At 45.8% G+C, this 17623-nt stretch carries 14 protein-coding genes; 3 read left to right on the forward strand and 11 right to left on the reverse strand.

What is annotated here, in order from left to right; genetic code table 11:
• From L4C42_RS18235 to L4C42_RS18270, 8 genes are all read right to left on the reverse strand, one after another.
• Positions 1–4430: tandem-95 repeat protein (locus L4C42_RS18235; RefSeq protein ID WP_429761568.1), on the reverse strand; the 4430-nt coding region annotated here is incomplete at its 3' end.
• Positions 4431–4456: 26 nt separating this feature from the next.
• Positions 4457–5284 (reverse strand): sulfotransferase, encoded by an 828-nt coding sequence (locus L4C42_RS18240; RefSeq protein ID WP_353498788.1) that lies wholly within the window; start codon positions 5282–5284, stop codon positions 4457–4459.
• Positions 5285–5298: 14 nt separating this feature from the next.
• Entirely contained in the window at positions 5299–5943 is a 645-nt protein-coding gene (locus L4C42_RS18245) for a phage tail protein (protein WP_429761570.1), read from the reverse strand.
• A 24-nt stretch (positions 5944–5967) separates the two neighbouring features.
• Positions 5968–6615 carry a phage tail protein gene (locus L4C42_RS18250; protein WP_353498786.1) on the reverse strand — a complete coding sequence of 216 codons (648 nt, stop codon included), beginning with the start codon at positions 6613–6615 and terminating at the stop codon, positions 5968–5970.
• A 3-nt stretch (positions 6616–6618) separates the two neighbouring features.
• The gene (locus tag L4C42_RS18255) at positions 6619–7659 is read right to left on the reverse strand and encodes a formyltransferase family protein (RefSeq protein ID WP_429761572.1); all 1041 of its coding nucleotides are present in this window, start codon (positions 7657–7659) and stop codon (positions 6619–6621) included.
• On the reverse strand, positions 7643–8959 hold the full coding sequence (locus L4C42_RS18260) for an SAM-dependent methyltransferase (protein ID WP_429761574.1): 1317 nt from the start codon (positions 8957–8959) through the stop codon (positions 7643–7645). The genes L4C42_RS18255 and L4C42_RS18260 overlap by 17 nt, the downstream gene beginning before the upstream one ends.
• A gap of 45 nt (positions 8960–9004) precedes the next feature.
• On the reverse strand, positions 9005–9625 hold the full coding sequence (locus L4C42_RS18265; protein WP_353498783.1) for an aspartyl/asparaginyl beta-hydroxylase domain-containing protein: 621 nt from the start codon (positions 9623–9625) through the stop codon (positions 9005–9007).
• Between the two features lie 397 nt (positions 9626–10022).
• Complete coding sequence (locus L4C42_RS18270; protein WP_429761576.1) at positions 10023–11309, reverse strand: SAM-dependent methyltransferase; 1287 nt, start codon at positions 11307–11309, stop codon at positions 10023–10025.
• Positions 11310–11494: 185 nt separating this feature from the next.
• On the opposite strand from L4C42_RS18270, the gene L4C42_RS18275 reads away from it, so the two are divergent.
• Positions 11495–12010 carry a hypothetical protein gene (locus tag L4C42_RS18275; RefSeq protein ID WP_353498781.1) on the forward strand — a complete coding sequence of 172 codons (516 nt, stop codon included), beginning with the start codon at positions 11495–11497 and terminating at the stop codon, positions 12008–12010.
• A 163-nt stretch (positions 12011–12173) separates the two neighbouring features.
• Here L4C42_RS18275 and L4C42_RS18280 read toward each other — a convergent pair whose 3' ends face one another.
• Positions 12174–12776, reverse strand: coding sequence for a class I SAM-dependent methyltransferase (locus L4C42_RS18280; protein WP_429761578.1), 603 nt, complete (start codon positions 12774–12776; stop codon positions 12174–12176).
• A 173-nt stretch (positions 12777–12949) separates the two neighbouring features.
• Between L4C42_RS18280 and L4C42_RS18285 the strand changes: the two genes are divergently transcribed.
• Positions 12950–13672 (forward strand): pirin family protein, encoded by a 723-nt coding sequence (locus L4C42_RS18285; RefSeq protein WP_418642642.1) that lies wholly within the window; start codon positions 12950–12952, stop codon positions 13670–13672.
• Positions 13673–13683: 11 nt separating this feature from the next.
• On the opposite strand, the gene L4C42_RS18290 is transcribed toward L4C42_RS18285, so the two are convergent.
• Complete coding sequence (locus tag L4C42_RS18290) at positions 13684–13857, reverse strand: hypothetical protein (RefSeq protein WP_353498778.1); 174 nt, start codon at positions 13855–13857, stop codon at positions 13684–13686.
• Between the two features lie 207 nt (positions 13858–14064).
• Positions 14065–15048 carry an arginine deiminase-related protein gene (locus tag L4C42_RS18295; protein WP_418642644.1) on the reverse strand — a complete coding sequence of 328 codons (984 nt, stop codon included), beginning with the start codon at positions 15046–15048 and terminating at the stop codon, positions 14065–14067.
• 577 nt (positions 15049–15625) lie between these two features.
• On the opposite strand from L4C42_RS18295, the gene L4C42_RS18300 reads away from it, so the two are divergent.
• Positions 15626–17479 carry an ABC transporter ATP-binding protein gene (locus L4C42_RS18300; RefSeq protein WP_353498776.1) on the forward strand — a complete coding sequence of 618 codons (1854 nt, stop codon included), beginning with the start codon at positions 15626–15628 and terminating at the stop codon, positions 17477–17479.
• The last annotated feature ends 144 nt before the right edge of the window (positions 17480–17623 follow it).

The raw sequence follows: 17623 nt of genomic DNA on the forward strand, positions 1-17623 counted from the left end.
ACATCGCTGTAGCTGAAGCTGAGCGTTTGGTTGTTGTCTTCATCGGTGGTGAGGGTCGACGCCACTGTGATACTCGGCTCATCGTTCACGCTTGAGACCGTCACGGTGATGGTTTTATCCACCGTGTAGCCGCTGCCATCGGTCAAGGTAATGGTGAAGCTATCGCTGCCGTTGTAGTTGGCCGTTGGCGTGTAGACGATATCCGTGCCGTTGATGACTATCGCACCATGACTCGGCGCTGACTTCTCGGTTGCGGTCACCGTATCGCCATCGACATCGCTGTAGCTGAAGCTGAGCGTTTGGTTGTTGTCTTCATCGGTGGTGAGGGTCGACGCCACCGTGATGCTCGGCTCATCGTTCACGCTGGAGACCGTCACAGTGATGGTTTTATCCACCGTATAGCCGCTGCCATCGGTCAAGGTAATGGTGAAGCTGTCATTACCGTTGTAGTTGGCGGTTGGCGTGTAGACGATGTCCGTGCCGTTGATGGCTATCTCGCCATGACTTGGTGCGGATTTCTCCGCTGCTGTCACCGTATCGCCATCCACATCGCTGTAGCTGAAGCTGAGCGTTTGGTTGTGGTCTTCATCGGTGGTGAGGGTCGACGCCACCGTGATACTTGGTTCATCGTTCACGCTTGAGACCGTTACGGTGATGGTTTTATCCACCGTATAGCCGCTGCCATCGGTCAAGGTAATGGTGAAGCTGTCATTACCGTTGTAGTTGGCCGTCGGCGTGTAGACGATGTCCGTGCCGTTGATGACTATCGCACCATGGCTTGGTGCGGATTTCTCCGTTGCGGTGACCGTATCGCCATCCACATCGCTGTAGCTGAAGCTGAGCGTTTGGTTGTTGTCTTCATCGGTAGATAAAGTAGACGCAATAGTAATAGTCGGGGCATCATTCACTCCCTCGACACTGACAGTAGAAGCTATAGATAGGTTAGTACTTAGATTTTCAGTTCCGGTTTCTGATATTTCGGTAATAGTGACAATGCGATTCGTCGTACTAGGTGCGTTATCTGTGTTTTCATAACTGATGCTGTCAACAAGCGTCTGCAGTTCGCTAACACTTAGAGAGCCTCCGGTTAAACTTACTGTCGCCGTAGTCCCCGCCAAAGACACCGAATAGTTAAGACTATGTCCGCTCGTAGTGCCACTTTCACCATTCTCCAGTACGACAGATGTACCATCAATAGTAAGCTTTTCGCTAACACCATCAGTCACATTAGTCACGGTCAGGGTCAGTCCATAAATTTGTTGACTAGCCTCAATAGTATCGGCCTCAGCAGTACTGAACAAAGTAACCGAGCTATTTCCTTCTGTAAATGTTGGATTCTGACTGGTTGCCGTCAAAGTCGGCGAATCATTAACCGCACTGATAGTCACATTGACTGTAATGCTGTCACTGCCTCCGGCACCGTCCGAGACTTGAACTGTAAAGCTGTCACTACCTGTTTCATTGTAAGAAGGTGTATAGGTTAAACCGGAAGGCGTAATCGCGTTTGTTCCAGAGTTCTCTGTAGCATTAAAGCCACTGACGCTGCCTTTGGTTGGAGCAGCTACAACCGACCATGTTAGAGTTTGACCAGCACTGGTATCACTCACAGAAAGCAAATTATTAATAGCGGTCGAGCTTGCATCTTCGGATATAACTAAACTATTTGTCTCGCCACCATTAAAACTTGGAGCAACATTGTCCGTAGCTACGGCTGTCCCATTAATCGAACTTTCCACAGACGAGCCAAACGCAGCACCATCGTTAGGCGTCACCTCAAAACTGATATATTTGTCCAGTTCACTGGTTGTTAGTGTATACGTGCTGCTTGTTGCACCACTAATCGCTGTTTTATTTGCCCCAGAGACATTGTCACTCGCATACCACTTGAAAGTAGTGCCACTTTCAGCATCGGACTCAATATCCGAATAACTATAACTTCCCGTTAGTAACTCACCAACTTTCAAAATACCGCTAAACGCCACATTACTTGCTATTGGTGCATCATTCTCAGGAGTTATAGTGACATTTACCGTAATAGAAGCCGTTCCACCAACGCCATCACTCACCTGAATCGTGAAACTGTCACTCCCTGATACATTTGCTGTCGGAGTATAAGTTAAATTGGTTGGTGTAATATTGGTCGAACCTGAACTCGCTGTCGTCGTGAAGCCGCTCAAGCTTCCTTTTGACGGTGCTGACGTTACAGACCAAGTGAGCGTTTGCCCGTTACTCGTATCACTCACATCAAGTAGGTCGTTAATTGCAACTAAACTATCATCCTCTGTGATAACGAGAGATACGCTTGTACCATCATTGAAACTAGGTGATACGTTATCGGTCACCACTGCCGTGTTATTAATGGAGCTTTCGACCGCAATCCCCGCTGTTTGGGCATCACTTGGGGTCACCTCAAAGCTGATGTACTTACCTAACTCATCCGCCGTTAATGTATAAGTACTTGACGTCGCCCCTGTTATCGCAGCCTTATTTGCGCCAGAAGTATTTTCACTGGTATACCACTTATAAGTAGTGCCACTTTCTGTATCAGACTCAGCGTCAGCATAGTCATAGCTACCAGTAAGTAACTGTCCGACTTGCAGTGTCCCACTAAAGCTAACATTACTCGCCGTTGGTGCAGTATTGGTCGTAACGTCTAAATAAACCGTTGAGATCGTCGAATCATCAGTACCATCATTTGCTTTCAAGGTAAAAGAGGCGGCATTATCACCGCTAACGTTGGCAGGGCTGGTGTACTGAATATTACTGGCTGTATCTAAATAGGTATTTAAGTTTGCTGATGTCCCGCTCAACGTGATCGTTCCCGCTGAGCTTCCATTTGGGCTCGCAGTCACCCCGCCAGCAGAACTCGCGGTGAAAGTACCCGTCGAAGCTGCCAACGTTAGAGTAATCGTATCCCCATCTCCGTCTGCCACAGTGGCCGCACTTAGATCAACATTTGAAGCTAAACTTTGCCTAACCGAAATATCGGTAGGCGTATTGGATAATGTCGGCGCAGAATTACTTGATGGGAGCACGTGATCTGCTGTAGAAATTTTAACCAGGTTGTTAAACAAAACATTGTTGCAGCCACTGTAGTCTATTTTAAATGAGCTTAAGTTTAAGTTCGATATCTCAGAGACATCGACAGACTTAGTCTCATTCGCTGGTAAAGAAACTGGGCTTGTCGAACTCGCCCCTCCCGCATAATACCCCGTTACAGAAACACTGCTACAAAGGTTTTGCGCACCATAAGATTGAAACTCCAGTCCAGTTAATCGAAATGTATCAAGGTAAGTGGAATTCGCCGTGACGGTGAGCGAGCCGGAAGTTTGCCCGTCAGCATCCAAGTATATCAAACCCGTATATGCATACACATCAGCAGAACCACTCAGTTGTAGCTTATTATCACTAGAGGTATGCGTCGATTTCGAAGATACGCAAGCAGCGTTACAAAAGCTCGCACTAGTGTACTCCTCACTAGACAACACAGCAGTGAAACGGCTAAGCGATTTAGCATCAAATAGCTGCGTCACCGCCAAATCACCAGTACGAACCTCCAGTTCCCAATCTCCCCCGTCTGAACGATGACCAGTGAGATCATTCGAGGCGGCAACATCAACATTAGCCCTCTTTGATAGCAGCTCGAGAAACTCTTCACCCTCAGAAGTTTTAGCGACATCACAGCCGTACAACATGACATCGGCACCATCAACTAAAGCACTGTCCATCACCGCCAGAACATGGAGATTATTTTCTAGCGCAGCTCTATCTACCTTGCTATTTCCGAGTAATAGCGTCCCGTCTTCACCGTGAGACACGATATGCAATGCTTCTAGATTATGGTATTGCTGCAAGGTTGCCGTTAGTTGAGCGAGTCCATCTTCGTCTGACACAAACTCTACGATGTCTACGCCAGGTTTGAGTTGTTGGTAGAAAAGATGTTTATCTGGCACGTTGGCATCAATAATGACGAGTTCGCGAATAGCTAAGCCGCTACTCAGCACCAAATGTTCATCAGCATGGTTAACCGATATCTCTCTGTCCGTTTCAGGGGGCAACTGTAACGGAGAGAATTGCGATGCCAGCAGCTCAAGAGAGTCCGATGGAATGTCTTGCTGTTGTGCCCACAGGGTTTTGCTGCTCATCAAACGCTTACCCTGCGCATCGTCTTCATGAGGTAACAATTCATTTATTGAGCGAAGATTTGACTTAGGAAGGAGGTGGCTTTCATGCGATATTCGCGACGAACTATCTGTTTGCTGCCAGGTCGAAACCTTTGACATGAGATAGTTTGCTTGCCGACCACGATTGCCACTATTCATGTAACCATAAATGAATCGACTTTGATAACTGCCGCTTGCTTGTGCATTTCCTGTGAACGCCCCCAATGGAACACACAAGGCTGCCAACGTTCGCATTGCACTATTCATTGTGCTTCACTCCAATTCCGTATGTTTTAATCCGCTAACTTACGCGGCGCTATAATACTTGCCTCAGTACCGGTATTGTCATTCCAAAAGGCCATATCGCTATACTGCTGAAATAGATCCGGTGGTAAAATGCTGCGTCTTGGTGTGAACTGGACTTTCTTCTTAACAGTATGGAGCCCTGATACCCCCAAATGGGCGTCAAACTCGCCAGCTTGATACTCCACGTCGTCAAAATCGTGTCTAAAAGTTGGTAGACCAAGAAAGTCGTAGACGAGCTGCATACTGCGTTGAGGATGCTGAGTCAGTAAATCGTAATCCAAGAGCAGCAGCCGATGGGAATGCTCGCTATAATAAGCCTCTTTTAACGCCGTCCATGCACTGCCCATGGCACCACTGACATTCGCAATCGCGTCACATCGCGTATAAACAGTTTGACGCGATTGTGCTGAATACATCCGGCTGTATTCAAAGGGGTTCTTTCGGTAAATCACTTCAAAGCTGTCCATGATCCAAGCTGGATTGCGAACACAGCAAATCACTTTAAAATCGCCAAACATCTCCACTAACTGGTGAAGGCGAGCCGTCCAATGGCGATTGGTATCAAAAATGACCTGTTTGTCACTTTGCTCTTCGTAGTAGCTGTCGAACAGCGCTCGACAAATTGATTGTCTTTTCGTGTCGTCGAAGAAACTTGCGAACTCGGTCCCCGTTCCCATTTGCTCCAAACTACCTTGGATCAAGTTAGCAACAGGGCTGCTCATAGCAGCATGAAACTGATGATTTTGACGCAATATGCCTGCCAGTAGCGTCGAACCTGAACGAGGCAAACCAGATATAAAATGTACGGTGCTCATAAAACTCTTCACCCTCAATTACGTGACGGGTACGTACCATCTGAACAAATCAAATAATTCACAGCAAGTGAGGGTTGATACATGGAGAATGAATTCGACTGCCCTGTGGCTGAGTTCGTCACTGTTCCCCCCGTGATACCGCCACTACCGCCACTCACTTCAATTCCTCCTAACTTAACGACATCACCTGGGTTTGATGAGTAAATGAGCTCTGGTTGATCCTTGCCTCCTGATGGAGGTTTCGCTTGGGCTAAATAAGCACCAGTTGAAGGCGTTTCTGAAGTACCAACCGCCGTTGTCGCTTCTATTGTCACGGAAATAGGCGTACTTGCTCCACCACCAATCGGATTAAATGTCGCTGTGTGTGTATGTTGAGGCATATGAGCCTGTGTTAGAGTTTGAACTGCAGAACCACCCTGTATACCAATGCGAGGAAAAAACGAGGTCGACGGAGAGCCCCCCCAGCCAACAGGCGCTGTACCGCGCAGATCGGGGAGCTGAAAACTGACCCTGCCATCTCCACCAAAGGTGGTACCCAATAATGAAAAGAGCGCTTGATCATTCGAGATGGAAACGTGTCCACCTTGAGCTGAATAAAATTGTCGTGGAATAAAGTTAAAGCCAGCGGCTTGGATCATTCCGATATACTGATTGTCCATAGACGAATCCTTGAGTTGGTGCGATCAGTTTCTAGAGGGGAACAATCCTTCTATGCAGAGAATAAAATTCACAGCTAAAGAAGGTTGGTACATAGAAAAAGGGAGAGAACCACCAGCAGTGTCATTGGTCACGGTACCACCAGTAATACCGCCCCCACTACCTGTGACCGTTACGCCCCCTAGTGGTACTATGCTGCCTGACGACGGATCTGAGGTATAGATCATCTCTGGCTGATCCTTACCTCCGGATGGAGGTTTAGCCTGTGCTAAATATGCACCTACCATAGGTGTGGCTGAGTTACCTTCTGCGGTCGTTGCATGTAGTTCAACATTTAATGCTGAACCACCCGGAGAGCTTATTGGTGAAAACGTTGCATTATGAGTGTGTGTCGGAAGCTCTAGGATAGATAAAACTCTCTCTGGAACACCATCTCTCTCACCTATCGAGTAGTAAGGGAGCCCAGGGCCTTGCCCCATCCCAATTGGAGTGCGTCCACGAAGATCTGGAACCCTAAAAGAAGTGCGACCATCACCACCAAAAAAGGTACCAATTAAAGCAAACAAGGCATTAAACTCACTGATAGCGAGCAACTGACCTTGTGCTACAGCAAAACCTCTAGGGGCAAATTGAAAACCTACACTTTGTATTGCGCCAAGGTATTGACCATCCATTTATCATTTCCCTTTGTAATGTGATGGAACACGAATAAGCATTCCAATGCTTATTTGGAATCGTCGGGCAAAATTTACGCCGCTGTATACGCCGTCATCACAAGCAACAACGCTTAAACGCACAGCTTCTCCGTTCAAAGCCATCACCAACCCGTCTTGTAGCCCAATGGCGAGGATTGTTCCCGCCTTACAACCATGTACTAATGTATCTGATTCATTTGCCTCTATTAGTTGGAAACATACTTTCTCAGCGAACAGTTCCACTGGAAATGCCGTCCCAGCGCTCGCTCGGCATAATGCAGCTAACTCGTCAGAACGAATCAGGTTTAAATCAATATCGGAATTGCGCTTTGTGGGCTTTGGTGCCCATATTCGGCTCTGTGCTTCGACAGTGGCTTTACTTTGATTGCCATTCACTGATTGGGGCACATTGGTAAGACTTGAGCTGTTTGCTTGCGGCACTCCAAGCTCAGCTTTACCCGTTGTTTCCAGACGCTGTGCCAAAGCTAAAACGATTTGACTCGATACTTGAGACATTTGATTGCTAAGTCCCAGCCCTGTAATGCAGGGGGCAATGGAGATGGGTTGCTGCACAACAATATTACCGCTGTCTAACTCGCTAGTGACACAGTGCAATGTAACGGCAGCTTCACGTTCTTGATTGCGAATTTGCCAATACACAGGAGCAGCCCCCTTGTAATATGGCAAGGCAGAGCCATGGATGTTGTAGACACCCAAATCGAAATAAGCCAATAAATCACTCGGTATAAGATATGGAAAGGTTGCTAGAACAGCTGCCCGAGCTTGCCAGCGATCAAACTCCCGAGATAATTCAGGCAATTTAGCTGCACAGCAAAAATGGTAAGGAACCTTGTTGTGTTGCAATAACGCCGCCAACTGCTGCACCTGTAGAGCCTGCTCATCAACCTCCGCTGGATCAGGCAAAATGACACCACCTAAATACCCCGCTTGCAAAAGCAGTTCAATAGAAGGCAAAGCAAATGAGCTAGAAGCAAAGATGACTAACTTAGTCGTTTGCATCATGCGCCTCCTCTTGAGGTACTACTAAGAACCCGGGCATACCATTAACTCGGTAATAAAAACGCACGCTATCCCCCGAGCTCAGTAGCACATCACCCTCTTGTTCTTCAGCCGGCACAAAATTTATGCACGCATGTAAATCTGGCAGAGGGTGTGTGATACCTGATTGATATTGTGTGAGATGTTCATCAGAAAAGGTGGTTAACTCCGCCATGACTAACAACGTCTGCTTAGTCGCATTTTCCGCAAGCTCTGGTATGTTAAGCCGATTGCACGCAGCCACTTTAGTGTTGTTATCTAACTCCCGCCACTGCATACGTTTCAAAAAATCTAAGTTGATGTTTGCAACTTCACCAACATCTGTCCGCTTTGTACGAACATGAATCTGTCTTTCCAATTGCTCATCCGCTGAAAGATCTCTATCCCATTGCTCGCAAAATTCCAGCTGTGGTATCGCCAATAAAGCGCGAATTGAGATCGACTCAGGAATCATAACGGAGTCTTGAGACATTATATCGGCAAAGTGCTTTGCTATTGGTAAGTGCGCTTCTCGGGTAAAACCGTGCTGCATCGCCTCCAACACTAAAATATCGATGTCACCCTCTGGTTGATAATCAAGTGCATCTAAAAGTCTAATTTCCTTAATAAAGTCTTCGACCTCCAACTCTTCAACAGCCGCATTCAACATTTTCACCGCACCAGGCTGAATATCAATAAGAGTAACCTTCAACTGCTCACTGGTTACGCTGCTCTGCTGACGAAAATAACTAAGAAGTGGCAAAACCAAAGGGGCTAGTGGGCCACAGGCTGGATAAACAAGATGTATTGGTGAGGGCGTGCTCATTAAGGAGAGTCGTTCAGAGATCGCTTGCTCAATACCTCGAGTAAACGCCGCAACACGATATGTATCTTTTATAGTGGTCAAACAGTGCTCTGGAGACATCACCAACCCCGTCGCCGATATATACTGTCGCGTCCTGAGATCGATACTTACATCGAGGTTTTCAAAGATGACCTGAAAGCGTTGGTAGAGCTCATCCAGTTTTTGAGCGATCTTACTGGCTGGTTCAGATTTAAGCATAGAATCAACCGCTTCATGAGCTATTCTAGCGGTCGTCTGAGGCACCTGAGATAGACATTGGCCTGCCAATTGTTCGCGAATTTGCTGATCAAGCTTTCCTTGAACTTGCTTGTAGTCGAATTGATCCCATGTCGTTGAGGAGACCGCTTGGATTGGTTTCTTCAGTGCTTTCTTCATCTCTGGTTGCTGAGCTAAACGCCCATGTTCTTTTCGTGACTCCAAGTCGTTTTTCCTTACGTTGTTATCCATTTCTATCGCAATCCATTTCTAAAGCGATGAATACTCAGGCGCTCCCTCATCACATTGAACACCTCTTACTTGTGCTTGTGAGATCTGACGCCTTAGCCAATCATTAACCTCACAATCGATAACCAAATGAATCCTTTCCACTGAGCCAAAGTTCTCAACTTGATGAATCTCATTCGCGTTAACGTACCAAAGCTGCCCCGCCTCCATAGGGACTTGATGACCGTCAACCAAGAACTTCACCTGCTCAGCGCCTTTAATGGGAAGATGCAGCCTCGCTGCGCCATATTCATGGCATAGCCCTGCATCTCTATGTGGCAAAATGATTGATTTCGAGTGCAAGCGCATAAGCCGAACTGACTGCAACGGCGTGTCTATCCACTTCAACACCGATGCAATGAGCGGAAGATTTTCAAGCCTCGGTAGATCGACCCATACATCTGCTTGCTCAATGGCAAAGCACTGTAAAACCTTATGTGAGTCAACATGTTGAGCGGCAACCCTAAGCGGCATAACATCCCAACATCCATGGTAAGCATTTTGATTGACATGTGCTGACCAGCCCTCTGCGGGTAGTTTTTCACACTCTCTTTTAAGCTCAGTGTTATCGACGCCAAAAGGCAAACGCGCAAACAAATCCATCTGAGTACAATTCTCATCCTTGATTTCCAACTGAGTACAGAGTAAAAAGCACACCTAGTCGAAGGCATTAGTGCACATGGACACTATTAAACCTTATGCATTAGAGTTATAGTCTCTGATTGGCAGGAGTCAACTTTTGTTTTTTGTGTTTTTCATCGTGAAATGTGGTGAATGAGGTGGGTTCACTACTTCTAATCGACCTTAGAAGCTCTGATTTTATGGTATGAAGTCCCTTTACTAGCTAAACTTTAGTATTAATTTATGAATTGTATACATCTAAAGTCCAGTAACATGCCGACAAGAGAAGCAGATTAAGAGCCACTTGCGCCAATTGTGACAGATATCACACTGAATAAATGGAGCCATCCGTAAACTTGTTTTGGCGCTTGGTCTTAGTTCAAGCTCTAGAAGTGAGAAAAGATGAATTCGACTCTTTGGTATAAAGTAACCAAGCCTCAAACTCGTCAAATGATGGCTGATATTCACAAACATAGCTCAGCGCTAGGTGATAACTAACATCAAATTTCTCTAGTAGCGCGATATCCGTCAGTATCTCGCGCTCAACAAACGCCTCTCCATGACGGCCGTCACGTATCAATCTCGCTCTATGCCAAAAGCGCTTAATACCCTGTACAGCTATCGCCCCTAGTTCTGTTTTTTCTGGTAAAACAGACGACATGGACTCAACCGGAAACGTAAACTCAAATTTTGGCAACGCCGTCATTCTGTAACAAAATTTTATACTCCCACCAGGTTCAAGTTTTAAGCCCGCATAGTCGATCGATAAATTCAGACTGCACTGACCGAACGTTAACCAGTGTGCTCGGTAAATCTGTATGTCGGTGCGAAAAGAGAGATGTTGGTAGTCAATACTTGAGAATGAACGCGGCAAGACAATCTCGCCAGTGAAACCATCCTGATGCCCTTTGGCCAGACTCCTCACCAGCTCTCTATTCAACTCGAAAAACTGACCTAACGGGATATCAGGCAAATTGGCGCTTTCATATGGCACTAAGACAGCAGAAAGGGACACTTTTTCGGGGATCAATACTCCATCATCCGCTAAAAACTGTTGTAAATGTGCAAAAATCGCCACCTGCGGCTCCCTTCCAAGTAATGCGGTCATGGTTTCTGATATTACAATATCAAACTGCACTGAACTCTTTGGTGACCACGTTGTCGCATCTGCACACTCAATTGAGGTTATCTGATGACCAATTCCAAGGTGTTCAACAATACGTTGAATTGACTCCGTGTTGTCTTTATGAATATCAATCAAGCTTACTCGAATAGGTGCATTCGGCATCAAAGCTAGAAGGGGCAACAACAAACAGCCATATGGACCGGTGCCCGCGTAAACAACATTCACAGTGTGTTTCTGAGACAACTTTTCAAGCAAGCACTGGTAAATACCTTTAATAAACATTTGTGTGCGCAGAGTTTCCTCCAAACATTTTGCCGCTTGTATTGGATTAATTGCGACCCCACTATCTAGCTCAACATTATCCCAGTCATTGATGTTTTCATCTGAGGAAATACCTCCTACCTTGGCATACAACTGTGATAATTCACGTGTAATTTCGTGGTCACGTCCAATATTACAGTCTCTATTAAGTAGTAACTTGGTGTTGGCAATGATTCCGGCCTTTGGTGTTAGTTGGCCTAAAGGTTTTGGTGTTGTCACGCACTGTCCCATCCATATTAGATTGAATGGGATACATATAGTTGCACATGGAAATTTTGCCAGATAATGCGCCGACCCTGTGAACTTGTTCTCGATTTTCCTTTGTTCACAACTCCAAAACTAACAATTCTCGTTAGAGCTAATACAATCAACGAATTATCTACATTTTTTGCAAGCAACCATGTATGAGGCACCATAACCACTTGACTCAATCTCAGAACATTAATGATTCATTAGATAAAATAGTTAATTTCTTCAATGAGATAGGGATTTCTTGGTCATTCGGCAATGTCAACTCAAGCACATTCCTTCCTGGTATCGAAGTCAAACACGGCGCACTTGTTATCGATAGACAGAAACTAAAGCACCCAGGGGATTTACTCCATGAAGCAGGCCACATCGCCGTGACAACTCGCTTAAAACGTTTAAAATTCTGTGGAGATGCAAAATCTATCGGACACAAAGGTGGAGAAGAAATGGCCGCTATAGCCTGGTCATGGGCTGCATTAAACTACATTGGCTTATCACCCGAAGTTGTGTTCCATCAACAAGGCTATAAAGGCGCTTCAGAGTCACTCATCGATGCCTTTGAGAACCAAGGGGGATTTGGTCACCCGCTGCTATCTTACTGGCTAATGTGTGAGCCTCAAGGCACCCTCGGCGGTTACCCCAAAATGAGTCGCTGGCTACGTGAAAATTAGTGCCTAGCCTCACCAGCAAGCTTTCCATAGAGCGCTGACTAATACTTACCCAGTTCTACCGGTTAAAGTCAGAGTGAATCTGGAGGTTGAGACATCCTAGGTGAATCGCCAGCAAAGGCACCTATTATGGCTGTCTCTTGTCTTTTAAACGTGCTCTAACATGTTAGAGACCTTTCTCGACTATCAGATAAGTATGTAACTCTGGATGCTGATCAAACTCTAAATGACGAATGATACAGCCAAGCTCCATAAACAGTTTTAAGAACCCATTTGTCCCAAAAGAAGAGTAGTAAACCTCGGGGCCCATAAAATGATCGGTATGCTCGCCAGCCTCGTTAGTACCACCGAATGAAAAGATAAACACGCCACCAGCATTCAGACTATCTACGATTTTGGTCAACACTGGAACTTGTTGCTCCAAAGGGATATGCCAGATGCTATCCCAAGCGGTAATAAAATCGTACTTGGAAGGCAGCTTACCTTCGCATATGTCTTGGTAATGAAAAGTCGCATCCGGATGACGTTCTTTGGCAAGCGCGATCATCTTGGTCGAGATATCTAGACCTTCTGGTACGAATCCATTTTCCTCAAGTAAATCGATAAATCGCCCGGTACAACCACAGCCAATATCCAATGCACTACCTTTTGCCTTAGCAAAATCAAGAGCGCGCTTGTGGGCTGAAATACCATTCTCGCGATTGAAGCCCTCGCTTTGCCACATATGAGTGATCGTATCGTAAGCCTGTCCTATCTGACGTGGTTTCATTCCTAACTATCCTTCTTTTTCGTTCGAGGTCGTTCTTCAAAATAGTTGACCGACCCATTCAAATTACTCCTATTCATTGCTGGCTATCGCCCGCCTAAACTAAACCTCAATGACACAGAGTAAGCAGCTCGAAAGTCGAAAACATAAAGAATTAGAAGCAAGGGAGACTCACTATGATCACTGTCAGACATTCACAAGACCGAGGTCGAGCCGATTTTGGCTGGCTAGATAGCAAGCATAGCTTTTCATTTGGCAGCTACTATGACCCTGAGTATATGGGTTTCTCTGCCTTACGTGTGATTAACGATGATGTTGTGCAAGCCAGCGCAGGTTTCGACACACATGGTCACCGTGATATGGAAATCATCAGTTATGTGCTTGAGGGAACCATTGAGCACAAAGATAGCGAAGGTAACGTGCAAACGCTACCGGCAGGAGAGTTCCAATTGATGTCGGCGGGAAGCGGCATCTATCATAGTGAATACAACGGCTCAAACTCAGAGACATTACGCTTTTTACAAATATGGATACAGCCAAATGAGTTTGGTAAAAAGCCGGGTTATCAGCAGAAAGATTTCGGACAAGAGAGTGGATTAACTCCAATTGCCACACCAAATGGCCGTGCAGGAAGCTTGCACATAAAACAAAACGCTGAGCTTCATCAGCTCATTTTGGAACCTAACTCTTCGCTCAAGTATGAGATAAAGCCTGGCCGTAAGCTTTATATACACCAAGTAAAAGGGAAGCTTCAGGTCAGCGGAACACGACTTGGCGAGGGCGATGGCGCAAGCATTGAGTCGCAAGACTTCGTTGAATTTAAAAACGAACACCAAACGCCGGCTACTGCTTTGGTATTCGACCTACCGTACTTCACAAATAAAGCACTACATGATTGATAAGCTTGCCATCATAACGACTGTAGCACTCTTATCACACGCTCAAAGCCCGCTTCCATTTCACGCATCATCATGCGTACATTATTAAAAGCATCGAAGCCGATAATAGCTTCCACTTCTTTGGGGTGATAGCTTGCTATCAGAACCCCAAGTATAACGACTAGGTAAGCGATAAGTTTACTCAATTGATATCCTTAACTTTTTATGGGCATCCTGCCCTTTCGCTAACATAATTAGCAGTCTAAAAGTTAAGTAGAAAAAGTCCAATTTATCTGAGTTCCGACTCAATAAGAGAGTAAAGACCGTCAACCAGTATCGCTTTGGTTAACTGGTCAGGACATTGAAAAGATGAAGTAGCAAACAACCCAATTAGGCGGGCTGCTTGCTTTTGGTTAAAGCTCAGTCGTTCGTGTTGGTAAAAACACTTCTCCCAGCATACATCGCACGCTGCCACCGCCAATACTTTCTATGGTAGAAACATCAAATGGCAGTAATTTCCCATGTGTTGCAAGTTGTTGCTTTTGAGCGAGAGTAAAGGCATCAAATGCCGATTTCGACATCGCGATCACTTTGCCGCCATTCACCGTCGCCAGCTGTAAAATGTTGCCACAAAAGTGATTCACCTGATCTAAGCTGATATCAATCACTTGCTTACTATTTGCGAGTGACTTGATAACAAAACGACGCTCATATTCGGGGATCACTTCTGAGCAAATAACCGCAAAGTGCTCGCCAATCGCCATCATGACGTTGGTATGGTAGATCGGGTGACCCGATGGCAAAGCGGTCTGGAATGAGACCACGCGGTGATAACCAATTCGCTTGGCATAATCTTCCAACGCTTCGCGCTCACACCGCTGCGATAGTGCTGCATAAATGGTCTTATTGATGTGATCTTTGACCATTACACCAGTACTTTCCAAAAATGCCCCTTGCTCCACGTAGCTCAACAAATTGTCAGTGGCAACCACATGACGCCCTGCGGCATTGAGGCTATCAATCAAGGCTTGTGGGCGTACTTCTCTCTGGCGGTTTTTACATGCCATCGGAAAGGTGTAAAACGCCCCATCATGGGTGGTACTAAACCAGTTATTGGGAAATACGGCGTCTGGCGTTTCTTCACCATCTAGCGGGTAGTCAAACTCGATAACCTGCACACCGGATTTACGCAGGCCAGCAACCATAGCCTTAAACTCCGCCATCGCTTTGGCTTTGACAGCTCTGGCGTCAAGAGCAACTTGGTGCTGAAATTCATTATCGGCCGCAGTCTCTGCATTAAAACCGAACTCTTTTGGCGGTACCATCACCACACAATTGGCATTTTGAATCGAACGGCCGACACGAGCAGAAATCGTCGTCTCGACAGATGCAGTCATTCCATGATTCATAAGCATCCCACTTCACTAGTTATCGCTTGAAAGTCATCGTTGTTAGCAACGTATTGTTGTTTTGTTTGTTATCTTGCTTAGGTTCTTAAATTGTAAATAGTGTGTTAAATATTAATTTACTGAATGCAGGATTTAATCACAGATTAAACCGTAAAATTGACTGATTGATGACAGTAATTCAGGAAGTTTTACTGCACAAAAACTACGCAGCAATGAAAAAATTGCACCATTTTGTGGATTATTATTCCGACAGTTCAATAAAATCACGGGGTTATGTATGGCAGCAGTTGTGAGTATTGGTTAAAAGCTATACACTTACTAAGTCTGATTCATCAGATCTCTTGCACACGTTCTATCCCGCGAAACGGAACATTCGCCATGTAAAATCAAAATCATAACTCTGACTCACAAGTATCTTCTGCACAGTTGCACATCAACTCGTCAACCGCTACTTGTGAATATCTACTCTTATCTTTGGATAGGAGGATTTTTTGACTCTTTGAAATACGACCAAATATGCAGTCAATTGATTACAAAGAGTCTTTCCAACGTTGTTAGGTGAACCATGTACAAACGCTTTGAAAAATTTACAGAAGCTTTTCCAAAGCAAGATCCGGAGAAGCCGCCAGAGGGCATACTCGCTTTCTGCCGCTACTACACTCGCGGCTTTGAAAAGCCGATCATTTTAATGTCACTATTTTCGACCATCATCGCTATCGCAGAGGTGATGCTGTTCGGATTTATGGGACAGATCGTCGACTGGCTAACGGCCAGCGATCCCCAAACCTTTTTATCCGAAAACGGCCACACCCTGTTTTGGGTAGGTTTTTGTGTTCTAGTGGTGTTGCCAACCATATTGCTGATAGCTTCACTGCTCGTACACCAAACACTGCTTGGCAACTACCCAATGGCCATCCGCTGGCAGGCACACCGCTATTTACTCAAGCAGAGTCTCTCTTTCTATCAAGATGATTTTGCTGGGCGTATCGCGACCAAGGTGATGCAAACGTCTTTAGCGGTGCGTGAAACGGTGATGAAAACAGCAGACGTGTTCGTATACGTCTTAGTGTACTTCACCTCAATTTTGGTGATGCTAGCTGCTGCTGATTGGCGTTTGATGATGCCAATGCTGGTTTGGTTATGTGCTTATATTGGCATTCAGATTTACTTCGTACCAAAACTGAAGAAAGTCGCGACAGAACAAGCGGACGCACGCTCTACGATGACCGGGCGCATTGTGGATAGCTACACCAATATCTCTACCGTAAAGCTGTTCTCTCACACCGATCGTGAAACCGAGTATGCAGAGAAAGGCATGAAGGGATTCTTGGATACGGTTTATCGCCAAATGCGCCTTGTGACAGGTTTTGATGTCGCGGTTGAATTTACCAACTACGTGTTACTGTTTACCGTCACTTCTATCTCTATCTACTTGTGGATGGATGGCGCGATTACTGTCGGCGCTATCGCGATTGCCATTGGTCTTGCATTGCGTATCAACGGTATGTCGATGTGGATCATGTGGGAAGTCGGTGCCCTGTTTGAAAACATGGGTACCGTTGTTGATGGTATGAAGACTCTTTCTAAGCCTATTGATATCAAAGATGAAAAAGATGCCAAGCCAATTGTCGTTGAAAAAGGCAGCATTGATTTTGATGACGTGAGCTTCCACTATGGTGAAAACAAAGGGGTCATCAGTAACTTGAATCTCAACATCAAACCGGGCGAGAAAGTTGGTCTGGTCGGACGTTCAGGTGCAGGTAAATCAACACTAGTGAATCTACTGCTGCGTTTTCACGATGTTGAGGGCGGTAACATTCGAATTGATGGTCAATCCATCTCGAAAGTCACTCAAGACTCGCTACGCAGTAAAATCGGTATGGTGACACAGGATACCTCTCTGCTGCATCGCTCAATTCGTGACAACATCCTCTATGGTAAGCCAGATGCCACCGAAGAAGAGTTACTTGCTGCAACCAAGCAGGCGCATGCTCATGAGTTTATCGAAACCTTGACCGACCCGTTCGGTAATAAGGGTTACGATGCGCAAGTCGGCGAGCGCGGTGTCAAGCTCTCCGGTGGACAGCGTCAACGTATTGCCATCTCACGAGTGCTGTTGAAAAACGCCCCTATCCTGATCCTTGATGAAGCAACATCAGCGCTGGATTCAGAAGTAGAGGCCGCGATTCAAGAGAGCTTAAATGAGCTGATGGAAGGTAAAACGGTTATCGCCATCGCGCACCGACTATCAACCATAGCGGCTATGGATCGCCTGATTGTTCTCGATAAAGGTGAAGTCATCGAGCAAGGCAGCCACAAAGAGTTGGTTGCTCACGGCGGAGTCTATGCTCAGCTCTGGGCGCACCAAACGGGCGGCTTTATTGGTGCCGAAGATACCGATAAAGATAGCGTAGCCTAAAGCACAAAGCGGAGCAGAAATGCTCCGCTTTTTGTTTCATTTCAGTCACATATTGATCTCACTCGCAACAATGTGACCCTGTGTACAATTTTACACACCCATTCAAGTTTACAAGCTTTTCCGTATCTAGATCAGTATTTCGAA

This window comes from Vibrio wakamikoensis (genome assembly GCF_050337275.1).
Lineage (GTDB): Bacteria > Pseudomonadota > Gammaproteobacteria > Enterobacterales > Vibrionaceae > Vibrio > Vibrio chaetopteri.

What these genes read in the sequence shown, in the direction of transcription:
- L4C42_RS18240 (WP_353498788.1), bottom strand. Translation starts at nt 5,284, where the DNA reads ATGAGCACCGTACATTTTATATCTGGTTTGCCTCGTTCAGGTTCGACG.
- L4C42_RS18245 (WP_429761570.1), bottom strand. Translation starts at nt 5,943, where the DNA reads ATGGACAATCAGTATATCGGAATGATCCAAGCCGCTGGCTTTAACTTT.
- L4C42_RS18250 (WP_353498786.1), bottom strand. Translation starts at nt 6,615, where the DNA reads ATGGATGGTCAATACCTTGGCGCAATACAAAGTGTAGGTTTTCAATTT.
- L4C42_RS18255 (WP_429761572.1), bottom strand. Translation starts at nt 7,659, where the DNA reads ATGATGCAAACGACTAAGTTAGTCATCTTTGCTTCTAGCTCATTTGCT.
- L4C42_RS18265 (WP_353498783.1), bottom strand. Translation starts at nt 9,625, where the DNA reads ATGGATTTGTTTGCGCGTTTGCCTTTTGGCGTCGATAACACTGAGCTT.
- L4C42_RS18275 (WP_353498781.1), top strand. Translation starts at nt 11,495, where the DNA reads ATGAGGCACCATAACCACTTGACTCAATCTCAGAACATTAATGATTCA.
- L4C42_RS18280 (WP_429761578.1), bottom strand. Translation starts at nt 12,776, where the DNA reads ATGAAACCACGTCAGATAGGACAGGCTTACGATACGATCACTCATATG.
- L4C42_RS18285 (WP_418642642.1), top strand. Translation starts at nt 12,950, where the DNA reads ATGATCACTGTCAGACATTCACAAGACCGAGGTCGAGCCGATTTTGGC.
- L4C42_RS18295 (WP_418642644.1), bottom strand. Translation starts at nt 15,048, where the DNA reads ATGACTGCATCTGTCGAGACGACGATTTCTGCTCGTGTCGGCCGTTCG.
- L4C42_RS18300 (WP_353498776.1), top strand. Translation starts at nt 15,626, where the DNA reads ATGTACAAACGCTTTGAAAAATTTACAGAAGCTTTTCCAAAGCAAGAT.